The organism is Streptomyces sp. NPDC111520, assembly GCF_055635295.1.
On the sequence record NZ_JBVKBW010000007.1, the window covers coordinates 335,055 to 352,456 of the forward strand.

Here is a 17,402-nt window from a genome sequence, read left to right on the forward strand (position 1 = left end):
GACGCTGGGCTGCAACGGGCGTCGTTCCGCGGGCCGGCCGTCAGCGCATCTTGAAGACCGGGCCTCGCGGCGTGAACGGCAGGCCGGCGTCGTGGGGTATCAGGAAGGCGTGTTCGCGGCGTATCCGCAGGACGTCGCACTCGCCGTCGGTGATCAGCAGGACCGGGGCCGTCGGAGGGAAGTCCGGGGCGCGCTGGAGCAGGTCGACACCGGGCTGCAGCACGGTGCCGCCGCGGCCCCTGACGCGGACCTTGTGCGCGATCTCGGTGACCGGCACATAGCCCGCGTCGAAGGGCGCGGCATCACAGAACACCACCCGCGCGGCGGTCACGTCGCGGGCGGTGGCGTAGGACGCGATGGCGCCGAGCGCCTTGCCGAGCAGGGTGCGGCTCATGGACGCAGAGGTGTCCAGCACCACGCCGAAGGTGCAGCGGGCCACTTCCTGAGGCGGGTGGCTACGGCCGGCCCGGGGGATGTCCGGGGTGGAGGCCTGCCGCCGGGCGGGACGGGCGAAGCTGCGCACCGCCTCGGGGCTGGGCACGTACTCGTCGAACCAGCGGGCGAGCCTGGCGTCCCACGGCAGGGGCGGCTGGGACAGCGCGCGGATCTCCTCGACCAGTCCGGCGGGGAGCAGGCCGCGTTCACGGCGGTGCAGTTCGAGCCCCTGAAGCAGCCCGCGCCGGTAGAACTCGTCCAGGTCCACCCATGAGGGCGCGGTCTCCCCAGGGCGTGGCAGCGGCTCGCCGAGGACGTCCCCGAGGCCCTTGCCGCGCAGCGTGGCGAGACGGCGCAACCGCCGCTGGTCCCGGGCGATGCGGTCGTAGACCTCCTCGCTGGACAGTCCGGCGAGGGCCGGGTCGTGCAGCAGGCCCTCGGGCATGTGCCCGACGCCCATTTCCAGCAGCCAGCCGTTGATCACGTAATCCGCTGCGACGTTGAACAGGTACGGGTCCCGGCCACCCTGGCGCTCGCCGTGGCGCAGTGCGGCGTGCAGCATCTCGTGGGCGAGGATGAACCGCCATTCCTCGTCTTCGAACCGGCACAGCGGGTTGAGGTAGATCTCCCCCGCCTCGGCGTTGACCGCCGCCACCGAGATCCGCTGCGCGCGGGCGAGTTCGGCGTCGGCGACCAGGGTCATCCCGGCGGCGATGCCGCCGAGCAGCGGGTAGGAGGAGACGAACCAGCTCAGGGCACGCTCCCAGGGGCGCAGCGGACGCCTCGCCCCGGTGAGCTCCTCGCGACGGCCGGCGGCGACGTCCATGGCCGCCGACATCGTGCGAGTGAGGGCGCTCGCGAAGGCGACGGTCCAGTCCTCCGGGATCCAGGACTGTTTCCAGGGGTGGAGCACCTGATCGCGCTCCGGGCCTCCGGTGCCGCACGTCGCGAACGCAGCCGGGATGCCCTCACGGCGCCAGCGCGCCGCGAGTTGCTCCTCGTCTCCGTCCGGGAAGTCCGGCGGCAGGGTGACGGGTGCCCGGCCCACGGGAAAGGTGCCCAGGAAGCGATTGACCACCGCGCAGCGGGCGGCCAGGTCGAAGCGGTCGGGTTGCTCGCGCGGACCCCTGGCGGCGGGGACGTGCCCGAAGCCGAGGTGCAGGAGGCAGTGCGCCAGCACCCACGCCCATTCCTCCGGCGCCGCGTGACGCAGGGGGTCGACGTGCACGACGCCGTTGGAGGTGACCGCCGCCCAGCCGCCGCGGGGGTGCTCCTCGCACTCCTCGCTGCGACACAGGCGGCCGTTGACGGCGGAGAGCGCGGCGAGGGCGGTGTTGCGGCGCAGCAGCTCCACCCCGGCGGCGAACGCCTCGTCGGCGGGATCCTTGCGGGGCACCGACCGGGCCCGGGACCTGTCACCGCGCGCACCACTCACCGGCGTGCCTCGACCAGCCGCGGCATGTCCCGGGCGGCCTCGAGGAGGAACCAGGAGGGCAGCACCGGGTTGTCGTCGTCGCCGTCGGCGATCACGGTCTGGGCGACCTCGACCGAGATCTCGGCCAACTGGACCAGCAGGGCCTTGGCCCGGTAGGCCATCTGCCGCACGGCCGGGGACGCGTGTTCCCGCTGCGCCGGCAACTCCTTGACCAGTCGGCCTCGGAAGGAGTCGGCGAGGTAGTAGAGCAGGTCGCGGTCCTCGACGCGGCGCGGCCAGGAGGCGTCGCCCTTGAGGATGGCCTCCAGACCGTACGAGTGCCGGACGATCTTGACGTAGCCGCAGAAGGCGGTGGCGTGCGCGGGGGTGAGCGTGCCGTAGGCCAGCACCTTCAGCGTCTCCTCGTCCAGGGCGGGTCCGAAGGAGTGGAGCGCGTCGGAGAGCATGTGCCAGGCGCGTGGGGTGGAGAACGGCTCCTCGGTCTTGGGCGGTGCGGACCACAAGTGGTCGGGCCGGTCGGTGAGATGGTCGGTGATCCAGGGATGGATGCCGGCGCCGGCCGACCACACCAGCCAGTCCGCGGCGGACGCCTGCAGATGGATGTGCGCCAGCCGGTTGACCAGTGCGGAGGCCATGGGACGCGCCAGGGCGTTGTCGGTGGCACGGTTGCCCGCACCGATGACGATGCTGCCGGGCGGCAGCTCGTACGAACCGATGCGCCGGTCGAGGATCAACGAGTAGAAGGCCTTCTGCACATCCGGGGTGGCCGCGTTCAGCTCGTCGAGGAAGAGGCAGTACGGCTCGTCGCGGGCGATGGTCTCCGGCGGGCAGAACCGCGAGCGGCCGTCGACGATCTGCGGAACGCCGATGAGGTCCTCCGGGGCCAGCTGCGTTCCGATGAGGCTCACGCACTCCAGTCCCAGCGAGTTGGCGAACTCCCTGACCAGGGAGGACTTCCCGATGCCGGGTGCACCCCACAGGAAGACCGGGCGCACGGTGGCCAGGTTGAGCAGCAGCTCGGGCACCTGGGAAGGCGAGACGGTGACAACACCCTGCAAGCGCGGGCTCCTTGGGGATCGAGGGGTGGCGGGCACTCGACGGGCGCCGGCCGGCCCGAGAAGTCTCACCCCTGCCGCCGCCCGCCCGCACCTGCTTTTCGGCACACACGGCCCGGTCACCCCAGTCCGAGGAGGCGGCGCCAGCGGCTGGGTGGGGTGGTGGGTGGGGTGGTGGGCGGGGGCGCGGACTCGGCCGGGGGCGGTGGGGTGGCCGGGCGGGCGGGGGCGGGGGGTTCGCCGCGACCGGGGTGCGGGGCGGGGCGGGCGGCGCGGGCCCTGAGCAGGGCGTCCGCGAGCGAGACCTGGGCGAAGGTGACCTCGTCGGGGTGGGATGCGACCGTCTGGGCCTCGATCAGCTCGCGGGTCGCGTACGAGCCCGGGCTGCCGGCGGGGAGCGCCGGGCACACCCGGCGCAGGTAGGCCCGTTCGTGGGCGTCGGGCACGGCGTCGGCGGCCGCCTGCGGGCCCAGCAGGGCGGACCATGCGGACGCCTCGGCCCAGGCGTCCTCGGCGTCCCGTACGAGCTCCTCGACGCGTCGGGCCCGCCAGCCGCGGGCGCGGTGGTCCTCGCCCTCGTCGAGGGCGTCGCGCAGCTCGGCGGGCAACCGGCCCTCCAGCAGCTCCGGATGGGCCCGGGCGAACCTCCGCACGTCCTCGGCGAGGTAGAGCCACACCACGGCGCGGTAGCGGTTGACGTACCAACGGACGGGACGGAGGAAGCCGCCCCTGGCGAGCCGGGCGAAGCGCTCCCGGCTGATCCCGATCAGCGCCGCGCCCTCGATGCCGCCCACCAGTTCCAGCCGCGCGCGCAGGCGGTCGGGAAAGCCCTCCTCATCCCGCAACCGGTCCACGTCCTCACGGACGACGCGGCGGCGTCCGCCGACGGCCGGCGCCGTACGCAGCTCGCCGGTTTGCAGCGCGACCTCGAACTCCTCTGCCTCCAGGCACAGTTCCTCCCGGGCGCGCTGCATGCCGAGCGCCTCGCGGGCGGCGGTCTCCTTGACAGCCATGCCACTCCCCCTGACCTTCCGTAGCGACTCATCACTGACAGTCACGACGATAGGTCCTCACGGCGACATCCGCCGGGGCCTGTGGATAACTCCCGTCACGCCCCGTGGTCGTACACGGTCACGGGGATCCCGCTGCTCACGAGCCGCTCCTCGACCGACGGCGCGACCCGCTCCCACCGGCCGCCCGCGAGCCCGCACCCGATGCGGGGCATGTGCACGGACGCGCCGAGCTCCGCCGCCTTCCGGGCCACCAGGGCCAGCCCGGCGTCGATCGCCTCGTACCGCACGGGAACGCCGTTGCTCCCCCTGCGGATGCCGCGCTGCCCGACGAGGTTGGCCACCCAGATCCACTCGCCGACCCGGACGAACTGGACGGCGCCCAGGGCGAAGTCGTTGCCGGCACGCTCGCGGTGCCATCGCCGGTACGCGGCCTCGGGCTCCGGCCAGCGGCGGGAGAGCGCGAGGACGAACCCCTTGCCCCAGCCGCCCACGTCGTTGCAGACGTGGACGATCAACTTGACGCCCTTGCCCTGCGGCACGGTGGCGTCCCCCCGGACGTACGTGATCCCCTCCATGCGGTCACCGTACGTCCGGGGTCCGACAACGCCGCCTGACCGGCGGCCCGGTTCACAGGGCGCGCAGGCCGTCGATGACGTCCTTGAGGAGCCCCACGTCGGGCAGTTCGGCCGGCGGAACGGGCCGGATGGCCCGCAGGTGACCGTCCCGGAGGAGGTCCCCGAGCAGCACCCGGACGACTCCGAGCGCGAGGTCGGCCTCCGAGGCCAGTTCGGCCACGGTGAGCGGGCCGTCCCGGCACAGGTCCAGGAGGGCCAGATGCTCCTCGTCGAGGTCGTCGTCCGGGGCCGTGCCGACGGCCGGGACCATGACGGCGATCAGGTCGACGTCACCGTCGGAGTCCGGCCGGGTGCGACCGCCGGTGATGGTGTAGGCGCGCACCATCGGACCGGCCTCGTCGTCATACCAGAGCGCGCCCTCGTCTCCCGGCGGGCTCGGGTTCATGCTTCATCACTCCCCCGGTGCCGCCGCGTCGTGCCGGCGCGGCGTGACACCGAGGTGTTCACCGACCCGGTGGACCATAAGGGTCATCTCGTAGGCGATCTGCCCGACGTCCGCCTGCACCCCGCTGAGCACCGAGAGGCAACTGCCCTCGCCCGCGGCCGTGACGAACAGGAAGCCGTCGTCGAACTCCACCATCGTCTGGCGTACGCCGCCCGCGTCGAAGTGCCGGCCCGCGCCCTTGGCGAGGCTGTGGAAGCCGGACGAGACGGCGGCCAGGTGCTCGGCCGTGGCACGGTCCAGACTGGTGCTCGCCCCGGTCACCAGACCGTCGCCGGAGAGCACCAGCGCGTGCCTGACGTGCGGCACCCGCTCTGTCAGATCGTCCATCAGCCACGTGAGTCCACTGCTCACCGTCATCCCCCGTTCTCCCCGGTCTCCGCTGTCCCTTGCGGTGCTGCGGCGTCCCTGCCGCGGGCCAGGCCGCGGGCGAACGCCGTGATGGTGGAACGAGCCTCTTCCGGAGATCGTTCCCTTTCGTCTCCCCCGCCCGGCGGCTCCGCCGGGCTCTGGTGCGCCCCGTCGTCCCGCAACTGGGCCACGAGACTCGCCTGCCGCTGGCGCTTCGGCAACCCCGTACCCGTGCGACCTTCCTCACGCGGCCGGGTCGGTCCGCGCCGGGTCCTCGGCGTGCGCGGACCCGCGTCCGCGCGGTCCGGCCCGGGCGGTTCGGGCACGGCTCGCGGCCGGAGCACGTGCTCGCCGGTCTCGACGTCGTCACCCGAGGCGTCCACGAGCACCGACTGCGGGACGAACACCACCGCCACGGTGCCGTCGAACCGTCCGCGGCGCAGGGTGACGCGCACCCCCTGCCGGGCGGCGAGCCGCCCGACGGTGAACAGTCCGAGACGGTCGGTCTCGGGGAGCTCCGTCCCGCCGCCGGCCTCACCGAGTTCGTTGTTGGCCTCGGCGAGCCGCTCGGCGCTCATGCCCAGACCGCGGTCCTCGACCTCGAGGACGTAACCGCCGGCGACGACCTCGCCGCGTACCTCGACCTTGGTGTCGGGCGGCGAGAAGGCGGTGGCGTTGTCGATGAGTTCCGCCAGCAGGTGCAGCACGTCGGCGACGGCCGGGCCGGTCAGCGCCACTCGGGGCATGCGCCGGACGGTGACCCGCTGGTAGTGCTCGACCTCGCCGACCGCGGCCCTCGCGACCTCCGCGAGCCGCACCGGGCGCCGCCAGGCGCGACCGGGTGCGTTGCCCGAGAGGATCAGCAGGCCCTCGGCGTGGCGGCGCATGCGGACGGCGATGTGGTCGACGCGGAAGAGGTCGTCCAGGTCCTCCGGGTCGCCGGAGCGGCGCTCCATGGCGTCCAGCAGCGTCAGCTGACGGTGCAGCAGCACCTGGCTGCGGCGGGCGAGGTTGGTGAAGACGGCCGAGACGCCGCGGCGCAGCTTCTCCTGGTCGACGGCCGCCTGGACGGCGGCCCGCTGGGCGTTGTTGAAGGCCCGGCCGACCTGTCCGATCTCGTCGGCGCCGAAGCGCAGGTCGGGGGCGGCCCGGGCGACGGCGTCGTCGTCGAGTTCCTCGCCGGCGCGCAGCCTGCGCAGCACCTCCGGCAGGCGCTTCCCGGACAGTTCCAGGGCCTGGTTGCGCAGCAGCGTGAGCCGGCGGGCGATGCCGCGCCCGATGAGCAGGGAGATGACGACCGACAGCACGACCAGGAACAGTCCGGCGAAGCTGACCGCGCCGGTCCGCACGAGCACGTCCATACCGTCGTCACGCGCCTGCTCGCCCACCCTGGCGGCGGCGGCGATGTTGATGTCGCTCAGTTCGGTCAGCGCCCGGTCGGCGTTCTGCCGCCAGCGGTCCCGGGAGACGACGAGGCCGACGTCCTTGGCACCCGCCGAACGGGCCGCGGTCTCCATGGAGTCCAGCGTCCAGGCGACGCTGCCGCCCTCGAACTCGTCGAGCCTCTCCTTGGCGGCCTTCGTCAGCTCCGGGTCGACGATGGAGTGCAGCAGCTTGCGTCCGTCGATGGTGCCGATGAACTCGCGGTACTGACTGGCCGTCATCGGCGGGCCGACCTGCGCCGCAGTGAGCATGGCGTCCTCACGGGACAGCAGTTCCCTGGCGCGTACGAGGTCGATGACGAAACCGCCCTGCCGGGCCACCTCGCCGCTCTGGAGCGCGGCGAGCGATCCGCGCAGCCGGAAGATGGGGTCGATCACAGCCGAGTAGCGGTGGAGCGTCATCGACCAGCCGACGTCGCGCTGCCTGACGTCCTCGCGCAGCGGCTCCAGGTCCTTGGCGGCGGTGATCAGCTCGCTGAGCCGCTGCCGCTGGGCGAGGTCCAGTTCGGTGCCCTGCGCCTGCCGGCGCGCGTGCTCCCGGACGACGGCGAGCAGCCGGTCGGTGGTGCGCTCGGCGCCTTCGAGTTCGGTACCGCCGGTCTCACCGTCGGACGCCACATAGGCGACGGCGAGCCGCCGCTCGACCTGCAGGGCCCGTCCGAGGTCGTCCGCGGGGGTTCCGTAGTAGCGGTAGGTGTCCGCGATCCCCATGAGGGCGAAGGCCCCGCGCACCGAGGTGAGGGTGCTGTATGTCCACAGACCCGCCAGCGAGATCAGCGGCACCAGGAGAAGTACCACGAGTTGCGTGCGGATGGTGCGGGGGCGCAGGCGCATGCGTGAGGTCCTCGGTCGACCATGGGTTCGATGGGGAGGGGCACAGTCTGACCCAAGAATGCCCCCTTGGCGACGCCGACTGTGACATCTCACAATCCCTTTCCCCACGGCGCTCTCAGGTGCGGCACGCGAGGGACCGGCGTACCCTGCCGCGTTCCGCAGGGCCGCGGCAAGCGCGTTCACGTCGCCCTAACGGCGCGGCATTGCGGGGGAAACCACGCTGCCGCACGCTGGACGCATGGAACGGGGACAGGTCCTGCGCCAGGTCCACGGTCCGGCCCGGGACGCTGAGGACGGTTCACAGGGCGTCCCTCTGGTCCACCGGGACATCCACGGCTACCGGCGGGCGTTCCGGCTGGGCGGCAGCGGGCCGCCGCTGCTGCTGATCCACGGCCTCGGCGACTCGTCGGCGACGTGGGAGCACATCCTGCCCCGTCTGGGGCACCGGCACACGGTCATCGCGCCCGACCTGCTGGGTCACGGCGACAGCGAGCAGCCTCGCGCCGACTACGCGGTGGCGGCCTACGCGTGCGGCATGCGGGACCTGCTGGGCGTGCTGGACGTCGACCGGGTGTCGGTCGTCGGGCACTCGCTCGGGGCGGGCGTCGCCATGCAGTTCGCCTACCAGTTCCCGGAGCGGTGCGAACGCCTGGTGATCGTGGGCGGTGGCGGTCTGGGGATCGAGGTGCACCCGCTGCTGCGGCTCGCGGCGGGCCCGGGTTCCGAGGTGACGCTGCCGCTGGCCACCTCGCCGCCCGTGCGCAAGGCGCTGCGGCTGCTCGCACCACTGCTGCGGAGCACCGGCGGGCTCGGGCTGGGCCGGCACGACTTCGACTACATCCTGGAGCGCTACCTCATGCTGGACAGCTCCATGGCGCGTCAGGCCTTCCTGCGCACCCTCCGCGCGGGCGTCGACGTGCGGGGCCAGGTCATCACGATGATGGACCGCAGCTACCTGACGGCGGGACTGCCGACACTCATCATGTGGGGCGAGCACGACGGGGTGATCCCGGTGCGCCACGCGCTGCGGGCGCACACGGCGATGCCGGGCAGCCGGCTGGAACTGTTCGAGGACGCGGGGCACTTCCCGCACCATGACGCGCCCGCGCGCTTCGTGGACGTACTGGAGGACTTCCTCGCGACCACCACGCCGCAGGAGTACGACCCGGTGCTCTGGCGCCGGCTGCTGCGGCACGGGCGGGTGGACGTGCCGCTCTACCAGGAGGTCGAGCCGCCGCACCCCTCCAGCGGGTCCTGAGGCCGCCGGCCGCCGTCCGGGGCAGGATGGGGGCATGGGACACAGGATGACCGAAGAAGAGTGGCGGGCCTTCGTCTCCGCCGGGACGCGCACGGGGAAGCTGGCGACGACGCGGGCGGACGGCACGCCTCATGTGGCGCCCGTCTGGTTCCTGCTGGACGGCGACGACGTCGTGTTCAACACGGGCAAGGCCACGGTCAAGGGCCGCAACATCACGCGCGACGGCCGGATCGCCCTGTGCGTGGACGATGACCGGCCGCCGTTCGCGTACGTGGTGCTGCAGGGGCGGGCCGAGGTGAGCGAGGATCCCGGTCCCCTGCGGGAGTGGGCCACCCGCATCGCCGCCCGCTACATGGGCGAGGACGTCGCCGAGGCGTTCGGGGCCCGCAATGGGGTGCCCGGTGAACTCCTCGTGCGGATGCGGATCGACAAGGTGCTCGCCGAGTCCGGTGTGGCGGACTGAGCCCCTCGGGCCGAAGCCCGGCCCGCGTCAGCGGATCGGCTTGCCGCCGTTGGCCTTCTTGCCGTTGGCGCCCATCGCCCACCAGGTGCCGCCCACGCCGTGGCCGTTGGTGTCGCCGGGCTTGGTGTCGCCGACGTACCAGTAGACGGGCCAGCAGTTGTACGACAGCTGCTTGGTGCCGTCCGGCCGGGTGTAGGTGCTGACGAGCTTGGGGTTGAGGCCGGCGGCCTCGGCCTGCGCCTTGGTGACGGGCTTGGCGGCCGGCCACTTCTTCAGGCACTCGCCAGTGCAGTTGGACACCATCGGCCAGTCGGTGTCCTTGTCGAAGCGGTACAGGGTGCGGCCCTTGGCGTCGACGAGGATGTCGCCGAGCTTGGCGTCGTTGACGACGGAGAGGATGGGCCACTTCTTGTCGGAGGCCGCGTCCGTGGTGCCGCTGTCGGAGCTGTCGTCCGTACCGCCGGCGTATCCATCACCGGTGCCCGAGGAGGGGTCGGCCGAGGTCTCGCTGTCGTACCCGTAGTCGCCCGAGGAGGACCCGGTGCCCGGCTGGGCGGACTGGACCGCGTCCTGCTGCTGGGCCGCCGGCGCCACGCTGCTGGCCTGGTTGTAGCCGTTCGACCCGCCGCAGGCGGTGGCGAGGAGGAGGGCAGCGGCCGTTCCGGCGACTGCGGCACCGATCCGCTTGTGCATCTGGACTCCTTGAGCGGTAGGGGCGCGGGGCCCGTGCGCCCCGTCTGGCCACCTGTACGCACCCGGTTCGGCCCTCTCTCAATGCACTGTGAATTCCTTCATCACGGGTCCCGTTCTGCTAAGGTGCCCCGCCCCGTGCAGGGGGCGTCAGCGCACCGACTCCAGAAGGCGGGCCGCGTGCATCCGCCCCGCATGCTCGACGAGGGCGATCAGCACCTCCTTGCCCGAGGCCCGGTCCCGGGCGTCGCAGAGGACGACCGGTGTGCCGTCCTGCAGGTCGAGGGCGCGCGCGATGTCCTCGGGGCGATGCTCCAGCGCTCCGGGGAAGCGGTTGACGGCGACGGCGAACGGGATCTTGCGGTGCTCGAAGAAGTCCACGGCCGGGAAGCAGTCCTCCAGGCGACGGGTGTCGGCCAGCACGACCGCGCCGAGCGCCCCTTGTGACAGTTCGTCCCACAGGAACCAGAAGCGGTCCTGGCCGGGAGTGCCGAACAGGTAGAGCGACAGCCCCGCCCGAATGGTGATCCTGCCGAAGTCCATCGCCACGGTGGTGGTGGACTTCCGCTCGACACCCAGGGTGTCGTCCACGTGCCGTCCGGCCTCGGTCAGCTGCTCCTCGGTGCGCAGCGGCCGGATCTCGCTGACCGCGCCCACCATGGTGGTCTTGCCGACCCGAAGCCCCCCGCGATGAGGATCTTCAGGGCCATGACCGGCGTCTCAGAGTGCCCGGAGTCCATCGATCACCTCTCGCAGGATGCGCTCGTCGGGTAGGTGCGCCGGCGCCACGGGGGTGCTCACCCGTACGCTGCCGAGCGTCAGGAGGTCGCCGAGGAGGACGCGGACGACCCCCAGCGGCAGGTCGGTGTCGGCCGCCAGCTCCGCGACCGACAGGGGCTCGTCACGGCACAGCGCCAGCAGCGCGTTGTGCTCCGGTTCGAGCGCGGGATCGTCGGCGGCGCCGGGTTCGGCGAGCACCAGGGCGATCAGGTCCAGGGCGGCGACCGCGGTGCCGGGCCGCGTACGGCCGCCCGTCAAGGCATACGGACGCACCAGGGGCCCGGCCGCGTCGTCGTACCAGCGGCCGTCCGGCCCGCGCGGGTAGCCGCGGTCCATCACCCGTACGCCGGTCAGCCGGCGGCCGGACCGGCGGCACCGAGGCGCGCCGGGGTGTGCAGGTGCTCGCCCACGCGCTTGACGAGGCGCGCCATCTCGTAGGCGATCAGGCCGACGTCGGCGTCCGCACCGGTGAACACCGCGAGGCACGACCCCTCGCCGGCGGCGGCCACGAAGAGGAAACCCTGGTCGAGTTCGACCAGGGTCTGCCGGACCCGGCCGGCCGCGAAGTGGCGTCCGGCGCCCTTGGCGAGGCTGTGGAAACCCGAGGCGACGGCCGCCAGGTGTTCGGCGTCCTCCCGGGTCAGCCCACGCGACGAGCCCACGGCCAGGCCGTCGCCCGACAGCACCACGGCGTGACGGACGTGGGCCACCCGGTCGGTCAGGTCGTCCAGCAGCCAGTCCAGTTCAACGGACCGGTTCGATGCGTCGATCATCCATGCTCTCCTTCGCGGGGTGCCAGGTCGGTGGTGCGGGCGGCGTCCTGCTCGCCGTCCCCGTCCGCTCGGTCCGGGCCGTGCCCGTGGCCGGGCCCTCCGGGTGCGGGCCGGGTGCCGCCGTGGTCCGGGGCGGGCCGCGGAGGGCGCGCGCCGCCCGGTCCGCCGTCGGCGGCGTCGCGTGCTCCGGCACCGCCGCCGCGGATCCAGCCGCGGCGGAAGGCGGCCATCGTCGAACGCGCCTGCTCCGCCGTCCGCTCGGGGAGGTCGTGCCCCGCCTCCAGCGGCCCGGGGACGTGTTCGGGTGCGCGGGGCTCCAGGAGCTGCGGAGCGAGGCTCGCGCGGCGTACCCGGCGCGGGAGTCCGCCGTCCGTGGCAGGCGCGGCCCCGGGGGCGCCGACAGCGGCGGGAGCGGGCGCGCCACCGCGGGCGGGGGCGGGTACGGACGCCGTCACGGGCTCCGGCCGGCGGACGGGCCGGGGCGTGGAGGGGCGCGGCAGCCCGTCGCCGTCGCCGCGCGGGGAGACCGCCGCCGGGGGCGGGACCTCCGCGGCCCCCTGGCGGGGGCCGTGCGGGCCGGACGCCGCGCCCCCCGTCCCGGCACCCCGTGGGGCGCGGGCCTCGGGTGCCCTCATGTCGAGCAGGGCGGTGGGCAGCAGGACGACGGCGGTGGTGCCGCCGTACGGGGAGGAGCGCAGGGACACCTTGACGTCGTGCCGCCGGGCGAGCCGGCTGACGACGAACAGTCCCAGCCGGTCGCTGTCGAACAGGTCGAGCGCCTGGGTCTGCGCGATGCGCCGGTTGGCCTCGGCCATCGCCTCCTTGCCCATACCGAGGCCGCGGTCCTCGATCTCCAGGGCGTAGCCGTTGCCGACCTGCTCGCCGTAGACGCGCACCTTGGTGTGCGGCGGGGAGAACTGGGTCGCGTTCTCGACGAGTTCGGCGATCAGATGGGTGAGGTCGGCGACGGCGGAACCGACGACCGCCGCCAGGGGCAGCCGGCGTACCTCGACACGGGCGTAGTCCTCGACCTCCGCGACGGCGGCGCGCACCACATTGGTGAGGGGCACCGGCCTGCTCCAGGCGCGGCCCGGAGCGGAGCCGGAGAGGATGATCAGGCCCTCGGCGTGCCGCCGCATGCGGGTGGTGAGGTGGTCGAGCCGGAACAGGTCCTCCAGCTCACCCGGGTCCTCGGTGCGCCGTTCCATGCTGTCCAGCAGCGCCAGCTGACGGTGCACCAGCACCTGGCTGCGCCGGGCGAGGTTGACGAAGACCCCGGAGACCCCGTTGACGAGTTCGGCACGCTCCGCGGCGGCACGGAGCGCGGCGCGCTGCACGGTGGCCAGCGCCTCGGCCACCTGGCCGATCTCGTCGGCGCCGTGCCTGCCGAGGGGCGCCTCCTTGCCGAGGTCGATCTCCTCGCCGGCGCGGAGCCGTCGCATGGCCCGCGGCAGTTTGCGGCGGGCGAGTTCGAGCGCGGTGTTGCGCAGGCCGATCAGTTCCACGACGAGGCCGCGGCCGATCCGTACGGAGATGAAGAGGGAGGCGACGACGCCCAGGAGGCCGAGCAGGACGGCGATGCCCGAGGTGCTCAACAGCCCCTGGACGACGGTCCGGTCGGCGGGCGCGGCGGAGGTGGCGACCTTGCCGAGCCCGGACAGCACCTGTGCCGCGGCCTGGTCCCAGGAATCGGACGTCACCCCGGCCGCAGCCGCTTTGCCGGGCCCGGCGCCGAGGACGGCGTCCTCCATGGCCTCGAGGTCCGTGTACGCGGTGGAGCGGGCCAGCCGTTCCCAGGCGGTTCGCGCGTCGCCGCCGAGGTCGGCGACGGACCCGGCGAGCAGGACGCGGCGGGCGGTGACGGCGCCGCTCAGGTCGCGGTAGCGGTCCGTGGGCAGGTCGCGGGTGAGGGCGGCCGCTACGAGCAGGGCGTCCTCCCGGGACAGCTGTTCCGCGGCGCGGCCGATCTCCAGGGCCGTGCGCTCGCCTCGGGACGTCGCAAGGGCGCCGCCGATCGCGAAGCCGTCGGTGACGGCGTCGGTGTAGGAGCGGTACGTCTGCCGCCAGTCCGCCGCTCCGCGGGTGATGCCGGGGCGCAGTGCCCGCAGGCGCTGCAGGTCGCCGACGAAGGTGCGGACCCGTACGGCCGCGGTGCCCGGCAGACCGGTGCCGTCGGCGACGGTGTGGCCGCCGCCCAGTTGCAGCAGGGCGGCGGCCCGGTCGGTGGCCGTGGCGCGTCTGCTCAGTTCTGCGGCGGCCCCGCTGGTGGGACGGGCCAGGTAGCGGGTGGCGGCGCGGCGTTCGGCCTGCAGGGCGGTCACGGTGTCGGCGACCGGCTCGCGGATCGTTTCTGCAAAGCGCTGTGCACGCAGCCGCCCGGAGAGGTCCTGGGCCGTGGTGACGGCGGCGAAGGCCCACAGCGCCATCAGGGAGACGACGGGCACCATCAGGAGGGACACGATCTTCGCGCGTACGCTCCGCGGCCGCAGGCTCAGCCGGCCCCGCGTCCCCACGCCCCCTGCGCCGTCGGTCATGCCCGGGGTCTCCTCGTCCGCGGGGAGGCCGGCGTGCGCTCTGCGGCCCCGTGGCGGCGTCACAGGGCCCCCTCGCCGACGCGCTGGGCGGTCGCGGAGGCGATGCGTTCCCTCGCCGTCGGGGAGAGCGCGACGAAGGCGGAGGTCAGGAAGAGGTAGGAGCCGAGACCGACGATGAGGGGGAAGAGGAACGCGGTCGCGCCGGAACCGGGCAGCACCTCCGCCGAGGGCCGGACCCGGACCTGCACGGCGAGCATCCCGGTGTAGTGCATGCTGCTGACCGCGGCGCCCATCACCAGGGAGGCGCCGGCGACGACCACGGGGCGGCGGATGGTGAGCGCGGCCCACAGGGCGGCGGTCGCGGCGGCCCAGGCGATGACGACGGACAGCGCCACGAGCCACGGTTCGTAGGACACCGCTCCGTGCAGCCGGACGGCGGCCATGCCCAGGTAGTGCATGCTGGCCACGCCGACGCCCGTGGTGAGGCCGCCGGCCACGAGGGCCCGGAAGCGGCCGCCGCCGTAACCGACGGCGAAGACTCCGAGGCCGACCACCACCATGGCGACGACGAGGCTGAGGACGGTCAGGGGGACGTTGTAGCGGATCTCGGTGCCGGTGACGCGGAAGCCGAGCATGGCGACGAAGTGCATCGTCCAGATGCCCGTGCCGAGGGCGCTGGCGGCGGTGAGCAGCCAGTTGCGCCGGGAACGGCCGGTCGCGGCCAGGGCCCGTACGGTGCAGCGCAGCCCCAGCGCGGCGCCGACGCACGCCATGGCGTACGAGAGCAGCGGGGTCAGCCAGCCGAAGGCGGCGTGGTCGATGTGTCCCATGGCCCCGGGACGCTAGTGCGGGGGTGGTCGCACGCTCGGGCCATGTCGTAACCCTGCCTTATTTGACAGCGTGCTTTCAGGATGCGGTCCCCGACGATCGCGTGCGGCACGAACCTGCACAAGGGAAGCGTGTTTCAGCCACCGCGCGGCGCGTACATGATGATTCCGACGCCCACCAGGCACACCAGGGCGCCCGTCACGTCGTAGCGGTCGGGCCGGAAGCCGTCCGCCACCATCCCCCACGCGAGCGAGCCCGCGATGAACACCCCGCCGTAGGCGGCGAGGATGCGGCCGAACTCGGCGTCCGGCTGCAGGGTGGCGACGCACCCGTACAGGCCCAGGGCGATGACGCCGGCCCCGATCCACGCCCATCCCCGGTGCTCCCGCAGCCCCTGCCAGACCAGCCAGGCGCCACCGATCTCCAGCAGCGCGGCAAGCAGGAACAGGACGACGGAACGGAACGGGATCATGCGACCATGATGCCCCGCGTCCCGTGCGCCCCGGGGCGCGCCCCGAACCGGAGGTGGACCGCCGTGCACACCGACCCCGCGCAGATCCGCGCGTTCTTCGCCGCCCGCGCCGCCGACTGGGAGACGCGCTATCCCGACGACGCGCCCGCCTACCGGGCCGGCGTGGCCGAACTGGGCCTGCGGGACGGCCAGGCGGCGCTCGACGCGGGATGCGGCACCGGCAGGGCGCTGCCCTTCCTGCGCGCGGCCGTGGGCGCCTCCGGGACGGTCGTCGGCGCCGACCTGACCCCCGAGATGCTGGGTGCCGCGGTACGGGCCGGGCGCCGGGAACACGGCGCCCTGCTGCTGGCCGACTGCGCCCGGCTACCGCTGCGCGACGCCACCATGGACGCCGTCTTCGCCGCGGGGCTGATCGGGCACCTGCCGGAACCTCGGTCCTGCCTGCGGGAGCTGGCCCGGGTCACCCGGCCCGGCGGCCGGCTGGCCCTCTTCCACCCGATCGGCCGGGCGGCGCTGGCCGCCCGGCAGAGCCGTGAGCTGACCCCGGACGACCTGCGCGCCGAGCCCAACCTCGGGCCCCTGCTGGAGTCCTCGGGATGGACCATGACCTCCTACACCGACACCGACGAGCGGTTCCTCGCAATGGCGACGGCGACGGTGTAGGCGGCGGGTTGCCGACCACGATGTCGTGACCGGCGCCGGCGACCGGAAGCGGGACCGTCACAAAGGTCTCACCGCCGATCGCCCGCACCACCGCGCGGGCGGAACTCGGCTGAGCGCCGCCTTCCCCTCGCCCAGCGGTAGCCTGCGGACGTCCGAACGACGAGGAGTGCGAGGCCACCCGTGACCCGAGAGCTGTACAACGTCCGGCTGGTGCCGCGCGAGGGGGACCCGACCCCGCTGTCGGACGAGGAGGAGCAGCGGGCACGGTCCGCGCTCTTCAACGACCTCGGCCGCGCCGTCTCCGACCGCGGCTGGGTGCGCTTCCCGGCGTACTCGCCCGAGGAGCGGCGACGGCTGGTCGACGTCGCCCACCGGCTGAGCGCCTACTGGGGCACGGAGGTCGGCGTGGAGGCCGAGGACCACTGCTCCATGCGGCTCTTCCTCCCCGGGTACGGCCCCCGGGAGTCCGCGGCCACGCCCGTCGTGGAGGCCCGGGGCTGACGGCCCGGCCGGGGCCACGGCACCCGGGCGGCGGGCGCCTCAGACCTCGGGGAGCCCGAGCAGCGACCGGGCGACCACGCGCGGCGGGACGCCGCGCTCCTGGGCGAGCACCACGACGGCGCGCCGCGCGAGTTCGCTGATCCCGAACATCAGCGCCTCCGGTGCGACACGCGCCGAAGCGGCCTCGACCGCCTCCTCGTCCCCTTCGACGGAGGCCGCGACATGGGCTGCCGCCGCTTCGAAGAGGTTGCGCTCGCGGGGCGCGCGGCGTGACGGCTCCGCGCCGGGCGGCGGGGGCTTCGCGGACCTCCCGGACGGCCGCGCGTCGGTGAACCTCCGGAGCCAGGTGGCCATCCGCATCACCCCTCTCACCCAGGGGAGTTCCCGTCCGCGGGCAGCCGGAACCCCGGGAGGCCGGGGTCGCCGCCGCCCGCGGTGAGCACGAGGGGGGTTCCGCGGACGGTGGGATCCCAGCCGGCGGAGAGCGCGTGCTCCACGAGCAGGCGCACGTCCCGCGGGGTGGGATGGGCGGTGTCGGTGACGCAGTACCCCCACGGTCCGGGCCCGGAGGCCGACACGAGATCGGCGACGAGGGCACGGCCACCGGGGGCGACGGCGTCCGTCACGCGGACGAGGACCACACGACGGCAGGTGCCGTCGGACTGGCCGGCGTGCCCGATGCGGGCCGTCCACACGAACTCGCGGCCGTCGAAGCGGAGGCGACGGCGCCGCTTCCTCACGGGCGGCCGCCGTGGTGGGGGCGGGAGTTGACCATGCCATGAGCCTAGAAGGCGGCGA

Annotated in this window: 19 protein-coding genes and 1 pseudogene; 4 read left to right on the forward strand and 16 right to left on the reverse strand. The window is 73.7% G+C overall.

Going from position 1 to position 17,402, the window contains the following annotated elements:
• Positions 1-40 precede the first annotated feature (40 nt).
• The 7 genes from ACZ7MY_RS19135 to ACZ7MY_RS19165 form a co-directional block, all read right to left on the reverse strand.
• Positions 41-1,831 (reverse strand): vWA domain-containing protein, encoded by a 1,791-nt coding sequence (locus ACZ7MY_RS19135; RefSeq protein ID WP_499603128.1) that lies wholly within the window; start codon positions 1,829-1,831, stop codon positions 41-43.
• A 35-nt stretch (positions 1,832-1,866) separates the two neighbouring features.
• The gene (locus ACZ7MY_RS19140) at positions 1,867-2,928 is read right to left on the reverse strand and encodes an ATP-binding protein (protein WP_499603129.1); all 1,062 of its coding nucleotides are present in this window, start codon (positions 2,926-2,928) and stop codon (positions 1,867-1,869) included.
• 116 nt (positions 2,929-3,044) lie between these two features.
• Positions 3,045-3,938, reverse strand: coding sequence for a DUF6397 family protein (locus ACZ7MY_RS19145; RefSeq protein WP_499603130.1), 894 nt, complete (start codon positions 3,936-3,938; stop codon positions 3,045-3,047).
• A gap of 95 nt (positions 3,939-4,033) precedes the next feature.
• Positions 4,034-4,513 carry a macro domain-containing protein gene (locus tag ACZ7MY_RS19150; protein ID WP_499603131.1) on the reverse strand — a complete coding sequence of 160 codons (480 nt, stop codon included), beginning with the start codon at positions 4,511-4,513 and terminating at the stop codon, positions 4,034-4,036.
• A 52-nt stretch (positions 4,514-4,565) separates the two neighbouring features.
• The gene (locus tag ACZ7MY_RS19155) at positions 4,566-4,958 is read right to left on the reverse strand and encodes a DUF742 domain-containing protein (protein ID WP_499603132.1); all 393 of its coding nucleotides are present in this window, start codon (positions 4,956-4,958) and stop codon (positions 4,566-4,568) included.
• A 6-nt stretch (positions 4,959-4,964) separates the two neighbouring features.
• Positions 4,965-5,375, reverse strand: a complete 411-nt coding sequence (locus ACZ7MY_RS19160; RefSeq protein WP_018562311.1) for a roadblock/LC7 domain-containing protein — start codon at positions 5,373-5,375, stop codon at positions 4,965-4,967.
• Complete coding sequence (locus ACZ7MY_RS19165; protein WP_499603133.1) at positions 5,372-7,642, reverse strand: sensor histidine kinase; 2,271 nt, start codon at positions 7,640-7,642, stop codon at positions 5,372-5,374. The genes ACZ7MY_RS19160 and ACZ7MY_RS19165 overlap by 4 nt, the downstream gene beginning before the upstream one ends.
• Positions 7,643-7,880: 238 nt before the next feature.
• Here ACZ7MY_RS19165 and ACZ7MY_RS19170 point away from each other — a divergent pair, with 238 nt between their 5' ends.
• Positions 7,881-8,900, forward strand: coding sequence for an alpha/beta fold hydrolase (locus tag ACZ7MY_RS19170; RefSeq protein WP_499603134.1), 1,020 nt, complete (start codon positions 7,881-7,883; stop codon positions 8,898-8,900).
• A 34-nt stretch (positions 8,901-8,934) separates the two neighbouring features.
• Complete coding sequence (locus tag ACZ7MY_RS19175) at positions 8,935-9,363, forward strand: PPOX class F420-dependent oxidoreductase (protein ID WP_499603135.1); 429 nt, start codon at positions 8,935-8,937, stop codon at positions 9,361-9,363.
• 27 nt (positions 9,364-9,390) lie between these two features.
• On the opposite strand, the gene ACZ7MY_RS19180 is transcribed toward ACZ7MY_RS19175, so the two are convergent.
• The 7 genes and pseudogenes from ACZ7MY_RS19180 to ACZ7MY_RS19210 all read right to left on the reverse strand — a co-directional run bounded on the left by ACZ7MY_RS19180 (position 9,391) and on the right by ACZ7MY_RS19210 (position 15,440).
• Positions 9,391-10,056, reverse strand: coding sequence for a hypothetical protein (locus ACZ7MY_RS19180; RefSeq protein WP_499603136.1), 666 nt, complete (start codon positions 10,054-10,056; stop codon positions 9,391-9,393).
• Between the two features lie 147 nt (positions 10,057-10,203).
• Positions 10,204-10,793 (reverse strand): annotated as a pseudogene (locus ACZ7MY_RS19185) (GTP-binding protein).
• The gene (locus ACZ7MY_RS19190) at positions 10,774-11,169 is read right to left on the reverse strand and encodes a DUF742 domain-containing protein (RefSeq protein WP_499603137.1); all 396 of its coding nucleotides are present in this window, start codon (positions 11,167-11,169) and stop codon (positions 10,774-10,776) included. The pseudogene ACZ7MY_RS19185 and the gene ACZ7MY_RS19190 overlap by 20 nt, the downstream one beginning before the upstream one ends.
• Before the next feature lie 14 nt (positions 11,170-11,183).
• On the reverse strand, positions 11,184-11,606 hold the full coding sequence (locus tag ACZ7MY_RS19195) for a roadblock/LC7 domain-containing protein (protein ID WP_499603138.1): 423 nt from the start codon (positions 11,604-11,606) through the stop codon (positions 11,184-11,186).
• The gene (locus tag ACZ7MY_RS19200) at positions 11,603-14,140 is read right to left on the reverse strand and encodes a sensor histidine kinase (protein ID WP_499603139.1); all 2,538 of its coding nucleotides are present in this window, start codon (positions 14,138-14,140) and stop codon (positions 11,603-11,605) included. The genes ACZ7MY_RS19195 and ACZ7MY_RS19200 overlap by 4 nt, the downstream gene beginning before the upstream one ends.
• A 59-nt stretch (positions 14,141-14,199) precedes the next feature.
• A complete protein-coding gene (locus ACZ7MY_RS19205) occupies positions 14,200-14,970 on the reverse strand; it encodes an MHYT domain-containing protein (RefSeq protein WP_499603140.1) in 771 nt (256 codons plus the stop codon).
• 134 nt (positions 14,971-15,104) lie between these two features.
• Positions 15,105-15,440 carry a YnfA family protein gene (locus tag ACZ7MY_RS19210; RefSeq protein WP_499603141.1) on the reverse strand — a complete coding sequence of 112 codons (336 nt, stop codon included), beginning with the start codon at positions 15,438-15,440 and terminating at the stop codon, positions 15,105-15,107.
• Between the two features lie 6 nt (positions 15,441-15,446).
• On the opposite strand from ACZ7MY_RS19210, the gene ACZ7MY_RS19215 reads away from it, so the two are divergent.
• Together ACZ7MY_RS19215 and ACZ7MY_RS19220 are read left to right on the forward strand one after the other, a co-directional pair.
• Positions 15,447-16,103 (forward strand): class I SAM-dependent methyltransferase, encoded by a 657-nt coding sequence (locus ACZ7MY_RS19215; RefSeq protein ID WP_499603142.1) that lies wholly within the window; start codon positions 15,447-15,449, stop codon positions 16,101-16,103.
• Positions 16,104-16,283: 180 nt separating this feature from the next.
• Positions 16,284-16,604 (forward strand): hypothetical protein, encoded by a 321-nt coding sequence (locus ACZ7MY_RS19220; RefSeq protein ID WP_499603143.1) that lies wholly within the window; start codon positions 16,284-16,286, stop codon positions 16,602-16,604.
• Between the two features lie 39 nt (positions 16,605-16,643).
• Here the strand turns inward: ACZ7MY_RS19220 and ACZ7MY_RS19225 are convergent, their stop codons facing one another.
• Together ACZ7MY_RS19225 and ACZ7MY_RS19230 are read right to left on the reverse strand one after the other, a co-directional pair.
• Complete coding sequence (locus ACZ7MY_RS19225; RefSeq protein ID WP_499603144.1) at positions 16,644-16,964, reverse strand: hypothetical protein; 321 nt, start codon at positions 16,962-16,964, stop codon at positions 16,644-16,646.
• An 8-nt stretch (positions 16,965-16,972) separates the two neighbouring features.
• Positions 16,973-17,344, reverse strand: a complete 372-nt coding sequence (locus ACZ7MY_RS19230; protein WP_499603145.1) for a hypothetical protein — start codon at positions 17,342-17,344, stop codon at positions 16,973-16,975.
• Between the last annotated feature and the right edge of the window lie 58 nt (positions 17,345-17,402).

What these genes read in the sequence shown, in the direction of transcription:
- ACZ7MY_RS19170 (WP_499603134.1), top strand. Translation starts at nt 7,881, where the DNA reads ATGGAACGGGGACAGGTCCTGCGCCAGGTCCACGGTCCGGCCCGGGAC.
- ACZ7MY_RS19160 (WP_018562311.1), bottom strand. Translation starts at nt 5,375, where the DNA reads ATGACGGTGAGCAGTGGACTCACGTGGCTGATGGACGATCTGACAGAG.
- ACZ7MY_RS19150 (WP_499603131.1), bottom strand. Translation starts at nt 4,513, where the DNA reads ATGGAGGGGATCACGTACGTCCGGGGGGACGCCACCGTGCCGCAGGGC.
- ACZ7MY_RS19180 (WP_499603136.1), bottom strand. Translation starts at nt 10,056, where the DNA reads ATGCACAAGCGGATCGGTGCCGCAGTCGCCGGAACGGCCGCTGCCCTC.
- ACZ7MY_RS19190 (WP_499603137.1), bottom strand. Translation starts at nt 11,169, where the DNA reads ATGGACCGCGGCTACCCGCGCGGGCCGGACGGCCGCTGGTACGACGAC.
- ACZ7MY_RS19225 (WP_499603144.1), bottom strand. Translation starts at nt 16,964, where the DNA reads ATGCGGATGGCCACCTGGCTCCGGAGGTTCACCGACGCGCGGCCGTCC.
- ACZ7MY_RS19205 (WP_499603140.1), bottom strand. Translation starts at nt 14,970, where the DNA reads ATGGGACACATCGACCACGCCGCCTTCGGCTGGCTGACCCCGCTGCTC.
- ACZ7MY_RS19215 (WP_499603142.1), top strand. Translation starts at nt 15,447, where the DNA reads ATGATGCCCCGCGTCCCGTGCGCCCCGGGGCGCGCCCCGAACCGGAGG.
- ACZ7MY_RS19175 (WP_499603135.1), top strand. Translation starts at nt 8,935, where the DNA reads ATGGGACACAGGATGACCGAAGAAGAGTGGCGGGCCTTCGTCTCCGCC.
- ACZ7MY_RS19210 (WP_499603141.1), bottom strand. Translation starts at nt 15,440, where the DNA reads ATGATCCCGTTCCGTTCCGTCGTCCTGTTCCTGCTTGCCGCGCTGCTG.
- ACZ7MY_RS19145 (WP_499603130.1), bottom strand. Translation starts at nt 3,938, where the DNA reads ATGGCTGTCAAGGAGACCGCCGCCCGCGAGGCGCTCGGCATGCAGCGC.
- ACZ7MY_RS19165 (WP_499603133.1), bottom strand. Translation starts at nt 7,642, where the DNA reads ATGCGCCTGCGCCCCCGCACCATCCGCACGCAACTCGTGGTACTTCTC.
- ACZ7MY_RS19200 (WP_499603139.1), bottom strand. Translation starts at nt 14,140, where the DNA reads ATGACCGACGGCGCAGGGGGCGTGGGGACGCGGGGCCGGCTGAGCCTG.
- ACZ7MY_RS19195 (WP_499603138.1), bottom strand. Translation starts at nt 11,606, where the DNA reads ATGATCGACGCATCGAACCGGTCCGTTGAACTGGACTGGCTGCTGGAC.
- ACZ7MY_RS19155 (WP_499603132.1), bottom strand. Translation starts at nt 4,958, where the DNA reads ATGAACCCGAGCCCGCCGGGAGACGAGGGCGCGCTCTGGTATGACGAC.